Consider the following 13544-nt stretch of genomic DNA (forward strand, 5'->3'; position numbering starts at 1 on the left):
TACTATTAGATATTAAATGAATACAAGGGAAAAGCATAGTGATTTGATAAAAGCCGAAGCCATACGACTTGGGTTTCTATCTTGTGGTATTTCTAAAGCTGATTTTTTAGAAGAGGAAGCACCTCGATTAGAAAAATGGTTAAAAAATAATAGGAATGGAGAAATGCAGTATATGGAGAATCATTTTGACAAACGACTAGACCCGCGTTTGTTAGTTGAAGATGCTAAATCTGTTATTTCATTAACTTTAAACTATTATCCAGAAGAACAGCAAATTGATGATACGTATAAAATTTCTAAATACGCGTATGGTCATGATTATCACCATGTGATTAAAGGAAAACTTAAACAGCTACAAGAATTTATTTCTGAAGAGATAGGAGAAGTAGGTGGTAGGGCTTTTGTAGACTCTGCTCCGGTTCTTGATAAGGCTTGGGCGGCAAAAAGTGGTTTAGGTTGGATTGGAAAGCATAGTAATTTACTGACCCAAAAGACAGGTTCTTTTTATTTTATTGCAGAATTAATTGTAGATTTAGATTTGACTTACGATCATCCCGTGACAGATCATTGTGGTACGTGTACAGCGTGTATAGATGCATGCCCAACACAAGCAATAGTTCAGCCTTATGTCGTTGATGGAAGCAAATGTATTTCTTATTTTACCATTGAATTGAAAAATGAGATTCCGCAAGAGTTTCAAGGTAAGTTTGATGATTGGGCGTTTGGTTGTGATGTCTGTCAAGATGTGTGTCCCTGGAATCGGTTTTCAAAACCACATAGTGAACCTTTGTTTAATCCGCATCCTGATTTACTGTCCTTAACTAAAAAAGATTGGGAGGAAATTACAGATGATGTTTTTAAAAAAGTCTTTCAAAAATCAGCCGTGAAAAGAACGAAATACGCTGGATTAACCCGAAATATTGATTTCCTAAAATAATTTTGGAAAAACTATAACGATTTCGTTTTTTTATTCTTGTATTTTTCAGCATTAAAACTTCCGGTATTTTAATAAAGTGTTATCTTCAATGGCGAATAATAGGAAATATGTAAAATTCTAGAAGTATTTTCAGAATAACATAATTTCAATAGTGGCCTAACTACACGTTATGAAAATAAAAAAACCAAACTTAACTTTTTGGCAAATCTTTAATATGAATGTTGGTTTCCTAGGAATTCAATACAGTTTCGGGTTACAACAGACGGCTATAAATCCTATATTTTTATATTTAGGAGCTCCAGAAGATTTGCTTCCTATCTTAAATATCGCGGGTCCTGTAACAGGATTAATTGTACAGCCTATAATTGGGGCAATTTCAGATAAAACGTGGTCTCCAAAATGGGGGAGACGGAAACCTTTCTTTTTAATTGGGGCAATTTTAGGAAGTCTTTGTTTATTTGCCTTTCCTTTTAGTCCAACATTGTGGTTTGCTGTTGGGTTATTATGGCTCTTAGATGTAGGTAATAATATGGCTATGGAACCTTACCGCGCTTTCGTTGGCGATAAATTACCTGAAAAGCAATTGAGCTTAGGGTACCAAATGCAAAGTTTGTTTGTGGGTGGAGGTATTTTATTAGCGACCTTATCTATTGTGCTATTTCAACAATGGTTTGGTGGAGCTATTGAAGTGGAAGGAACTATACCAAAGTGGTTGTATTATTCCTTCTTTATTGGGGCATTTTTGTCGATAACAACCATTTTATGGTCTGTATTGAAAACTCCAGAAATTCCACCATCTGAAGATGAAATGAAAGAAATAAATGCGCATAGAGGATTGTCTTTTGTAGCGCGTGTAAAAATGCCATTTATAGAAATAAGTAAAGCAATTAAAGAAATGCCACGTTTTATGTGGATGCTTTCTGTTGTTTACCTATTTCAGTGGTATGCCTTATTTATATACTGGCAATTTATAACCCCTTTGTTTAAAACAACAATGGGTTTTGACATCTCTACAGCAACATCACAGTCCGCGAAAATGAGTCTGACTTATAATATCGTAACTGCTGTGGTAGCATTAGTTTTAGTGCCTTTAACCTTAAAATTTGGAGGGAAGAAAATTTATGCTTTGAGTTTATTTGGTACTGGCTTGGCTTTATTTGCAATCCCTTATATATCTGATCCTCTTTTAGTTTTATTACCGATGGTTTTATTTGGTATTGGTTGGGCAGCAATGATGGGCATACCGTATACAATGGTTTCTAAAATTGTACCACAAGATCGCAGAGGGGTATATATGGGTATTTTAAATATGATGATTGTTATTCCGATGGGAATTCAAACTGTAACTTTTGGACCAATATTTAAGAACTTTTTAGGCAGTAGTGCAGTAAATGCAATACTTTTTGGTGGTGTGTTCTTTATTTTAGCTGCAATTTTTGCATTGCGATTGAAAGTTCCAAAAACTGAAATAGATTCTTAATCGTGAATAAGAAACATAGGATATTTTATAAAGGTATTAATAGATGTTAATGCCTTTTTTTTATTCTAAATACGTGGGCACTTAAAAAGAATACGTGTAAATTTGTTTTTCAATTAATTAGAATATGAGCACAGAATCTAAACGTAGAGAAGCATTAGTATATCATGCGAAACCTCAACCCGGAAAAATAAAAATTGTCCCGACAAAACCTTATGCTACCCAGCGCGACTTGGCTTTAGCATATTCTCCCGGAGTTGCAGAACCATGTTTAGAGATTGCAAAAGATAAAGAAAACGTTTATAAGTACACCTCAAAAGGTAATCTAGTAGCGATAATTTCTAATGGTACAGCGGTATTAGGTTTAGGTAATATTGGGCCAGAAGCTTCTAAACCTGTAATGGAAGGCAAAGGATTACTTTTTAAAATCTTTGCAGATATAGATGGAATGGATATCGAGGTAGATACTGAAGATGTTGAAAAATTTATTCAAACAGTAAAAATGATAGCTCCAACTTTTGGAGGGATTAATTTAGAAGATATTAAAGCGCCTGAAGCTTTTGAAATAGAACGTAGGTTAAAAGAGGAATTAGATATTCCTGTAATGCATGATGATCAGCATGGAACAGCAATTATTTCTGCAGCTGCATTATTAAATGCATTAGAGATCACAGGAAAAAAGATTGATGAAGTTCGTATAGTGATAAGTGGAGCAGGTGCAGCAGCAGTTTCATGTACAAGACTTTATAAAGCCTTTGGTGCTAAAGATGAGAATATCGTCATGATAGATAGTAAAGGGGTGATCCGAAAAGATCGTGAAAACTTATCTATTGAAAAATTGGAATTTGCTACCGATAGAAAAATAGATACGCTAGTTGATGCAATGAAAGATGCCAATGTTTTTGTTGGTTTGTCTATTGCTAATGTGGTAACTCCTGAAATGTTACTATCTATGGCTAGTGATCCTATTGTATTTGCAATGGCAAATCCTGATCCAGAAATTGAGTATAATTTAGCGATCAAAACAAGAAAAGATATCATCATGGCTACGGGCCGTTCAGACCATCCTAATCAGGTGAATAATGTGTTAGGTTTTCCATTTATCTTTAGAGGTGCATTAGACGTTAGAGCTACTAAAATTAACGAAGCTATGAAAATGGCAGCGGTTAAAGCAATAGCAGATCTAGCTAAAGAACCTGTACCAGAGCAAGTAAATATTGCTTACGGGGAAACGAAACTTACTTTTGGTAGAGAGTATATTATTCCGAAACCTGTAGATCCACGTTTAATTGGAGAGATTCCTCCTGCAGTTGCTAAAGCGGCAATGGATAGTGGTGTAGCTAAAAACCCTATTGAAGATTGGGATAAATATAAAGAAGAGTTATTACAGCGTTTAGGAAACGATAATAAAGTTGTTCGATTATTGCACAATAGAGCAAAAATCAACAGTAAGAAAATTGTGTTTGCAGAGGCGGAGCATTTAGATGTATTAAAAGCAGCCCAAATTGCTTTAGAGGAAGGGATTGCAACACCAATTTTATTGGGAAATAAAGAGGTTATCCTAGAGCTTAAAAAAGAAATAGAGTTTGATGCAGATGTTCTTATTTTAGATCCTAAGGATAAAGAATCTAATGAAAAAAGAGAACACTATGCAGAACGTTACTTTGAGACGAGAAGAAGAAGTGGGGTAACTCTTTATGGCGCTAAATCTAAAATGCGGGAGCGTAATTATTTTGGCGCAATGATGGTTTTAGAAGGTGATGCAGATGGAATGATTTCTGGTTATTCAAGAGCATATCCAACAGTAGTAAAACCAATCTTTGAAGTAATTGGCCGTGCGGCTAATGTGAAAAAAGTAGCAACGGTCAACATTATGATTACAGACCGTGGTCCGTTGTTCTTAGCAGATACGTCTATAAATATAGACCCTTCTGCAGCGGAGATTGCTGAAATTGCAAAAATGACGGCCAATGTAGCAACTACTTTTGGTTTTGAACCCGTAATGGCATTATTGTCTTATGCTAATTTTGGTTCTTCAAATCACCCACATGCAACCAAGGTTAGAGAGGCTGCAAGAATATTACATGAATCTAATCCAGAATTAATTGTTGATGGTGAGATTCAAATGGATTTTGCCTTAAATAAGGAATTAAATCAAGGGAAATTCCCGTTTTCTAAATTAGCAGGGAAAAAGGTGAATACCCTTATCTTTCCAAATCTAGAATCGGCAAACATCACCTATAAGTTATTGAAAGAATTAAATAAAGCAGACAGTATAGGACCAATCATGTTGGGACTTAAAAAATCTGTTCATATTCTTCAATTGGGTGCTAGTGTTGATGAAATTGTAAATATGGCGGCTATTGCAGTTATAGATGCGCAACAACGTGAGAAACGTAAAAAATCTAAATAGTATACCATAAAAATCAAACTAAAGTCAAAGCGTAATACTTTGACTTTAGTTTTTTAATATCTGAATAACACAAACCTATTACCATTAAATAAAGCCATTATGATACATCATTTGAAAGGAAAATTAGTTGAAAAAAATCCTACTCATGTGGTGATAGAATGTGCTGGTGTAGGCTATTTTGTAAATATTTCACTGCATACCTTTTCAAAAATTACGGACGCTGAAAACATTCAGTTATTTACCCATCTTCAGGTAAAAGAAGACAGTCATACCTTATTCGGATTTTCAGAAAAATCTGAACGTGAAATTTTCCGTTTATTAGTGTCGGTTTCAGGAATTGGAGCAAGCATAGCACGTACCATGTTGTCTTCTATGTCTCCTATGCAAACTAGAGATGCAATTGCGACGGGTAATGTTTCCGCTATTCAATCGATAAAAGGTATTGGAGCTAAAACGGCACAACGAGTTATTCTTGATTTAAAGGATAAAATATTAAAAATCTACGATATTGATGAAGTTTCGTCAGTTTCAAACAATACAAATAAAGATGAAGCGTTATCTGCTTTAGAAGTTCTTGGCTTTATACGTAAACAGTCAGAAAAGATTGTAGACAAAGTTTTAGCTCAAGATGCTTCACTAAGCGTGGAAGACATTATAAAGCTTTCGCTTAAAAATTTGTAAAGAGTTTGAAAAATAGGGCAAAACCAACTCTTAAATCTTTGAGATTTAAGCTACTAATCGTATTCATTATTTTCTTCGGAGTATCGCAGCAAACCAATGCGCAAGATACTAACGAACAAGAAGTAGATTCTGTAAAAACAGGGTATTCACTTGGGCGTATTAAAATGGAGAACCCCAAAAGTATTATTTCAAAATATTCGTATGATCCTGATTTAGATCGCTACATTTATTCTGAAACTGTTGGCGATTTTGATATTAGTTATCCAATCATCCTAACACCAGAGCAATTTCAAGAACTGGTTAGAAAAGAGACCATGAAATCTTATTTCAAAGATAAGATGGATGCCTATGTAGGTAAAAAAGAAGGTAGTGAAGAAGCTAGGAAAAATCTTTTACCTAACTTTTATGTCAACAATAGTTTTTTTCAGTCGGTTTTTGGTGGGAATACTATTGAGGTAATACCTCAAGGTTCTGTAGCCATGGATTTAGGTGTTATTTGGCAAAAAAATGACAACCCATCTCTTTCTCCTAGAAACAGAACAAATTTGTCTTTTGATTTTGATCAGCGTATCAGTTTAAGTATGCTAGGTAAAATTGGAGAAAGACTAACCGTAAATGCCAATTACGACACCGAAGCTACGTTTGATTTTCAGAACATTGTAAAATTAGACTATACGCCAACGGAGGACGATATTATTCAGAAAATAGAAATAGGTAATGTGAGTATGCCGCTTAATAGCTCTTTGATTCAAGGTGCTCAAAGTTTGTTCGGGGTTAAAACACAATTACAATTTGGGAAAACAACAGTAACTGCGGTCTTCTCCGACCAACAATCTCAAAATAATACTGTTGTTGCTCAAGGTGGTGGGGCTATTAATGATTTTTCAATTACCGCATTAGATTATGAAGAGGACAAGCATTTTTTCCTCTCACAATATTTTAGAGATACTTATGATACGTCTTTAGAGAATTATCCTTACAAAAATACATCTGTACAAATTACAAGATTAGAAGTTTGGGTGACTAATAGAAGCCAGCAAACTCTTAATGTTAGAAACGTAGTTGCTATTCAGGATTTAGGGGAGGCAGAATCTGAAAAAACAAGAATAGGCAGTATGAACGGGGCTCCGTCGGGCTTTTTCAATACTTCAAGTGCAGGTAGTTTACCTAGAAACGGGGCCAATGATTTTGACCCAGCACTTATTGGAGATGGCGGTGCTTTAACAGCTTCTGTTAGAGATATTGCAACTGTAGAAGCTGGTTTTAATATTTCTGGAGCCTATCAAATTAATCAAGGGTTTGATTATGCTATATTGGAAAATGCAAGAAAATTAACCGAAAGCACAGATTATCAATTTGATCAGCAATTAGGATATATTTCTTTAAACCAACAACTGAGTAATGATGAGGTTTTAGCTGTCGCTTTTCAGTATACCTATAAAGGTCAAGTTTATCAAGTAGGGGAATTTGCTACGAGTAGTGATGCAACAACGACAACAACGACAGGGACTACTACTGAGGTTAATAACAATACTTTAGTGCTGAAACTTTTAAAAAGTAATATAACTACAGTTAGTGATCCTATTTGGGATTTAATGATGAAGAATATATATGCTACAGGAGCATATAGTTTAAGTCAGGATGATTTTAAAATGAATATCCTTTATACAGATCCAACCTCACGAAATTATATTACTAAAGTAAATGATATTGGTTGGCCTACTAATCTGGAAGAGCGTATTTTATTAGATGTATTTAATTTTGACCGATTAAATGTCTATAATGATGTACAGTCTGGAGGAGATGGTTTTTTCGATTTCTATGAAGGAATAACGATAAACTCTAGAAACGGTAGTATTATATTTACTAAAGTAGAACCTTTTGGGGAGTATTTATTTGAAACACTTGGGGGTGGTGCATATGATGTAGACAATGATCAAGGGTATAACGATAACCAAAAAAAATATGTATACAGAAATATGTATGCATCTACAAAAGCAGCGGCCTTAGAAGATTCTGATAAAAATAAATTTTTATTAAAAGGAGAATATAAATCTACAAGTAGTAATGGTATTTCTATTGGTGCCTTTAATGTGCCTCAAGGGTCTGTTACGGTAACTGCAGGTGGGCGTCAACTTCAGGAAGGCGTAGATTACACAGTTAATTACCAAGCGGGGACGGTACAAATTATTGATCCGTCTTTACAAGCTTCTAATACACCTATAAATATATCTGTAGAAAACACGGCGGTATTCGGGCAACAATCAAGAAGGTATACGGGTTTAAATATAGAACATCAAGTAAATAAGAATTTCTTAATTGGTGGTACATTAATAAATCTTAATGAGCGTCCGCAAACGCAGAAGGCAAATTACGGATCAGAATCGGTGAATAATACCATTTTTGGTTTAAATACTAATTTCTCAACAGAAGTTCCATTTCTAACACGTTTGGTGAATAAATTGCCAAATATTGATACCGATGTTCCATCTAATTTATCCGTACGTGCAGAGGTGGCCATGTTAAATCCTAGTACGCCTAAGAATGATGATTTTGATGGCGAGTCTACAACGTATATTGATGATTTTGAAGGTGCACAATCTTCCATAGATATTAGATCTTCTTTGGGTTGGTCACTTGCAAGTGCTCCTTTAGAGTTTGCAGATGGTGGTCAATTGTCAGGAAGTTCGCCTAGTGATCCTTTAAATTTAGAGAATGGGTACGGTAGGGCAAAAGTGGCTTGGTATTCTATTGATCCAATATTTTACACTAGCCAAAGGCCTTCAGGGGTTTCAGATAGTGATGTGTCTAAGAATTCAACACGTAGGGTTTTTATAGATGAAGTTTTTCCGGAAACGGATCAGGCAATTGGGCAAACGAGTGTGCAAACAACATTAGATTTAGCCTACTACCCAAATGCAAAAGGACCCTATAACAACAATCCTAATTTTACAACGGAGCAGCCTACAGAAAAGTGGGGTGGTATTATGCGAGCGTTAAGTAGTACTAATTTTGAGCAGTCAAATGTAGAATATGTACAATTTTGGGTATTAGATCCCTATGTAGATGGTGATGCGACTAGCTCAGGTGAGTTGGTGATTAACCTTGGTAATATCTCAGAAGATGTACTAAAGGATGGTAAAAAACAGTATGAAAATGGTTTGCCAGGAGTAGATAGTAATGACCTTGTATCAGAAACTTCTTGGGGACAAGTGCCATCAACACAATCCTTAGTATATGCTTTTGATGTAAGTGAGACCAATAGGGGGCTACAGGATGTGGGTTTTGATGGATTATCAGATACAGCAGAAGCGTCAATATTTAGTAATAATTCAGGAAATGATCCTGCTTTAGATAACTATCAATATTACCTAAATAGAGATGGTAATGTATTAGAACGTTATTTTGATTATAACAACCCAGAAGGGAATTCGCCAGTACAAGTAACAGATACAAACCGTGGATCTACAACCTTACCGGATGTAGAAGATATAGATCGTGATTTAACAATGAACACGATTAATAGCTACTATGAATATCGTATTCAAATAAAACCAAACACAACAGTAAATGATCAATATGTGACTGATATTCGTGTGAACGAACTTTCGGGTACTGAAATACCGGATGGTACCGTGGTCAATAGCCGTTGGATTCAGTACAAAATTCCATTGGCAGATTTTACAGATGCTATTGGTGGGATATCTGATTTTAGATCAATGAGTTTTATGAGAATGTATTTAACGGGGTTCTCTAGTGATGTATCATTGCGTTTTGCAACTTTAGATTTGGTACGTGGAGATTGGCGTTCATATACAAAATCTTTACAGCCAGATGTAGATGATGAACCAACTGATGATAATACAATTGTAGATGTTAATACGGTAAACATTCAAGAAAACGAAAATAGAGCACCTATTCCTTATGTATTACCTCCAGGCGTAATTCGTGAGCAATTGAATAATAACAATACTATTATCAATCAGAATGAACAATCGCTTTCTTTTTATATAGAAAATTTGGAGGCCGAGGATTCCAGAGGGGTGTATAAAAATATCAACATAGATATCCGTCAGTATGAGAAATTAAAAATGTTCATGCATGCCGAAGAATTATTTGAAGCTGATTATTTAGACGGGGAAACTCCTTTAGTAGGTTTCTTAAGATTTGGAACAGATTTTACGCAGAATTTTTATCAGATAGAAATCCCATTAGAGTTTACACCACATAATGCTACTTCGGCAGATGATATTTGGCCAGAAAACAATGAACTAAGTATAACATTAAGTGATTTAGGGAAAGTAAAATCATTCGGAATAGCGAATCAGACCTTAGCGGATGTCAATTATTACGAAGTTATTGATGGTACTGTTTTTCGTGTTGAGGAATTTGCAGCAAGAACACCAGGAGTGACGCGTATTGGTATTAAAGGAAATCCTTCTTTAGGAAGCCTTAGAAGTATGATGGTTGGGGTGAAGAATCAAGACAGCCAACCAGCACGTGGGGAGGTTTGGTTTAATGAATTGCGTTTGGCTGGGATAAACAGTGAAGGTGGTTGGGCTGCAGTAGGTGCGGTAGATTTAAATATGGCAGATTTCGCAAATGTTTCTGCAACGGGAAGTAAGAGTACTTCTGGTTTTGGATCAGTTGATCAAACTACGACAGAAAGATCTTTGGAAGATATTACTTCGTATGACATAGTTACGAATGTTAATTTAGGACAATTGCTTCCTACTAAATGGGGGGTGCAATTGCCTTTCAATTACGGAATTTCTGAAGAGATTATTACTCCAGAATATGACCCTGTGTATGATGATTTGAAATTAGATGATCGTATTAGTGCAGCGACGTCAACAGAAGAGAAAGATGCTATTTTAGAACAGGCAGAAGAATATACTAAGAGAACAAGTATCAACTTTATAGGTGTTCGTAAAAATAGAAGCGATGAGTCAGAAGAGAATTTTTATGATATTGAAAATTTCACCTTTAATTACTCGTACAATGAAACAGATCATAGAGATTTTGAAATCGCAAGCCTAAGGGAGCAAACGGTAAACACTGGTTTTGTATACAATCACAATTTTAAGCCATTAACTGTTGCGCCTCTTGCTAATAAAGATTCTATTTTTACAGGTGCATATTGGAAATGGTTGAAAGAATTAAACTTAAATTTATTGCCAACCTCAGTTTCTATAAATTCTAACATTAATAGAGCATTCAATCAGCAACGTTTTAGAGATGTTTTAGAACCAGGAGTAGAAGCTTTGGAATTGCCATTATTGCAACAACGTAATTATTTATTCAATTGGCAATATGCTTTAAATTATTCCCTGACTAAGTCGTTGCGGGTAAACTTACAGGCATCAAACAATAATATTGTTCGGAATTACTTTAATCAAGATGAGAATTCTGCATCACAAATAAATCAAGATTTAGAACTGTGGGATGGTTTTTGGGACATTGGTGAGCCTAATAGGCATGCACAGCAGATGACCTTGAACTATGAATTGCCATTCAAATTAATTCCTGCATTAGATTTTATTTCATCTCAGTATACCTATACTAGTAATTTTGATTGGCAGCGAGGAGGCGATGCCTTAAATGAGGTTGCGGGAGAGAATATCAATACGGTACAAAACTCAGGAACGCATGCATTATCTGCGAATATGAACATGCAAAAGCTGTATGATTTAATAGGACTTAAAAAGGTTACAGGTAGTGCTAGAGCTAAAGCTGCTAGCGGTAGAAATGTAAAAACAGGTAAAGAAGAAGATTCTAATAAAACGAGTCCGTTGTTTAATACGTTTGTAGATATCGTAACTATGGTGAAGCGTTTAAATGTTAACTATACTCAGAATAGCGGGACTGTTTTACCAGGATATACACAATCAATTGGCTTTATTGGAACAACGAGACCTTCTTTGGGATATGTGTTTGGTAGCCAACAGGCAGATATTCGTTATGAAGCTGCTAGAAATGGGTGGTTGACGACGTTTGATGATTTTAATGATCAATATGTTCAGAATGTAAATAAGAGATTAAATATTACGGCAACAGCGCAACCAATGAAAGATTTAACGATTGATCTTTCTGCAGACAGACAATATCAGAATAGGTATGAAGAAAACTTTACCGTAAGTGATCTTGGAGATGGTCAATACGCTTATCAGAACTTATTAGGTAATGATTATGGTAACTTTAGTGTTTCTACTGTAATGATTGGAACTGTTTTTGGTAAAAGTGATGAGTTTACTTCCGATGCTTTTGAAACTTTCAAGCAAAACAGAATTACTATTGCAAATAGACTTATTGAGGATAGAGGGCAAACACCAGGTCCTTTAGATGAAGATGATTTTCCTGAGCAATATGGAAAATCTAATCAAGAAGTGTTACTTCCTGCATTCTTTGCTGCGTATACAGGTCAGGGAGTAGATAGGGTAAATTTAGATGCTTTTAGGGATATTCCAATTCCAAATTGGAACTTGAAATATACTGGGTTGATGAACAGTAAATGGTTTAAGAAAAAATTTAAGCGTTTTTCTGTAAGTCATGGGTATAGAGCATCGTATAGTATCAACTCCTTCCAAACCAATTTAGAGAAGGTGCAATTACAAAATGAAGGCTTACCGGCAATTAATTCGGAAACCTTAGATATTTTACCAGATAACATTATTAGTAATGTTGTTTTAACGGATGAGTTTAATCCGCTAGTTAAGGTAGATTTTGAGATGAAGAACTCTATGAGCGTACTTGCGGAAATTAGAACAAGCCGCGTACTATCCCTAAGTTTTGATAATAGCTTGCTTACCGAAATTAATGGTAAAGATTATACCGTAGGTTTAGGGTATCGTTTTAAAGATGTGCAAATGGTGACCAATATTGGTGGGCAAAAGACAAGATTGAAAGGCGATTTAAATATTAAGCTAGACGCAACCATGCGGGATAATATTACCTATATACGAAATCTAGATTTGGATAATAATCAAATTACATCTGGGCAAAATTTATTTTCAATCAAATTGGGTATAGACTATGCTTTGAGTAAAAATTTGAATGCTTTATTTTTCTATGATCATTCCTTTACAAAATTTGCAGTGTCTACTGCTTTTCCACAAACGACAATTAATACAGGATTTACTATTCGATATAATTTTGGGAATTAAACACAGCATCTTTTTCTTGAATACCTTATATTAATATTTTACATTTGTTTTATAGAATTTTATAAATAAATGTTATGAATATACCGTCAGAATTAAAGTACACAAAAGATCACGAGTGGGTTAAAATAGAAGGTGATGTTGCAACAGTTGGTATTACCGATTTTGCTCAAGGAGAGTTGGGTGATATTGTGTATGTTGAGGTAGAGACTTTAGATGAGACCCTTGATAAAGATGAAGTTTTTGGTACAGTAGAAGCTGTTAAGACGGTGTCTGATTTATTTTTGCCATTAACTGGTGAGATTATTGAGTTCAATGAAGCGCTAGAAGATGCTCCAGAAGATGTAAATAGTGATCCTTATGGAAAAGGTTGGATGATTAAAATTAAAATAAGTGACGCCTCTGAGGTAGCAGCATTATTAAGTGATGCGGACTATAAGGAATTAATAGGTGCTTAAAGAATATAAGTTTACAATAATTTTTATAGGCTGGGTAATGTGTGTAACATTTCTCAGCTTATTTTCATTTAAAGAAGTATCAACGGAGGGGCTAGATATTCCACATCTAGATAAGCTCGTCCATTTTACCTTTTATTTTGTTTTTACAATATTCGGGAGCTTATCTTATTTAGAATATAAAGACGTAAAAATTGATTTTAAAAAAGTAGCATTACGTTTTTGTTTTCTTGCTATTGGGTATGGTATGATTATTGAGATACTTCAATATGTTGTCACAACAACTCGAAATGCAGATTTTTTAGATTTTTTAGCCAATTCTTTTGGCGCAATTTGTGGGTTTATAGCTGTTAAAACCTATTATTCTAAAAGAGTTGCTCAAAAATGAAAGAAATATTACCGTTTTTATAAATAAATAATT

General features: G+C 34.8%; 7 protein-coding genes. All 7 read left to right on the forward strand.

Annotation, left to right across the window (positions count from 1 at the left end; all coding sequences use genetic code 11):
• The first annotated feature begins 16 nt into the window (after positions 1-16).
• The 7 genes from queG to GQR94_RS11095 all read left to right on the forward strand — a co-directional run bounded on the left by queG (position 17) and on the right by GQR94_RS11095 (position 13511).
• Positions 17-937, forward strand: a complete 921-nt coding sequence (queG, locus tag GQR94_RS11065) for a tRNA epoxyqueuosine(34) reductase QueG (RefSeq protein WP_158975560.1) — start codon at positions 17-19, stop codon at positions 935-937.
• Positions 938-1106: 169 nt separating this feature from the next.
• The gene (locus GQR94_RS11070; RefSeq protein ID WP_158975561.1) at positions 1107-2417 is read left to right on the forward strand and encodes an MFS transporter; all 1311 of its coding nucleotides are present in this window, start codon (positions 1107-1109) and stop codon (positions 2415-2417) included.
• 124 nt (positions 2418-2541) lie between these two features.
• Positions 2542-4827 carry an NADP-dependent malic enzyme gene (locus GQR94_RS11075; protein ID WP_158975562.1) on the forward strand — a complete coding sequence of 762 codons (2286 nt, stop codon included), beginning with the start codon at positions 2542-2544 and terminating at the stop codon, positions 4825-4827.
• Positions 4828-4926: 99 nt separating this feature from the next.
• Entirely contained in the window at positions 4927-5508 is a 582-nt protein-coding gene (gene ruvA, locus GQR94_RS11080; protein ID WP_158975563.1) for a Holliday junction branch migration protein RuvA, read from the forward strand.
• Between the two features lie 5 nt (positions 5509-5513).
• Positions 5514-12671 (forward strand): cell surface protein SprA, encoded by a 7158-nt coding sequence (gene sprA / locus GQR94_RS11085; protein ID WP_158975564.1) that lies wholly within the window; start codon positions 5514-5516, stop codon positions 12669-12671.
• A 74-nt stretch (positions 12672-12745) separates the two neighbouring features.
• Positions 12746-13126, forward strand: a complete 381-nt coding sequence (gcvH, locus tag GQR94_RS11090) for a glycine cleavage system protein GcvH (protein WP_158975565.1) — start codon at positions 12746-12748, stop codon at positions 13124-13126.
• A 37-nt stretch (positions 13127-13163) separates the two neighbouring features.
• Entirely contained in the window at positions 13164-13511 is a 348-nt protein-coding gene (locus GQR94_RS11095; protein ID WP_158975566.1) for a VanZ family protein, read from the forward strand.
• The last annotated feature ends 33 nt before the right edge of the window (positions 13512-13544 follow it).

This window comes from Cellulophaga sp. L1A9 (assembly GCF_009797025.1).
Lineage (GTDB): Bacteria > Bacteroidota > Bacteroidia > Flavobacteriales > Flavobacteriaceae > Cellulophaga.

Coding starts and splice junctions, on each gene's coding strand:
- queG (WP_158975560.1), top strand. CDS start 17: ATGAATACAAGGGAAAAGCATAGTGATTTGATAAAAGCCGAAGCCATA.
- ruvA (WP_158975563.1), top strand. CDS start 4,927: ATGATACATCATTTGAAAGGAAAATTAGTTGAAAAAAATCCTACTCAT.
- GQR94_RS11095 (WP_158975566.1), top strand. CDS start 13,164: ATGTGTGTAACATTTCTCAGCTTATTTTCATTTAAAGAAGTATCAACG.
- gcvH (WP_158975565.1), top strand. CDS start 12,746: ATGAATATACCGTCAGAATTAAAGTACACAAAAGATCACGAGTGGGTT.
- GQR94_RS11075 (WP_158975562.1), top strand. CDS start 2,542: ATGAGCACAGAATCTAAACGTAGAGAAGCATTAGTATATCATGCGAAA.
- GQR94_RS11070 (WP_158975561.1), top strand. CDS start 1,107: ATGAAAATAAAAAAACCAAACTTAACTTTTTGGCAAATCTTTAATATG.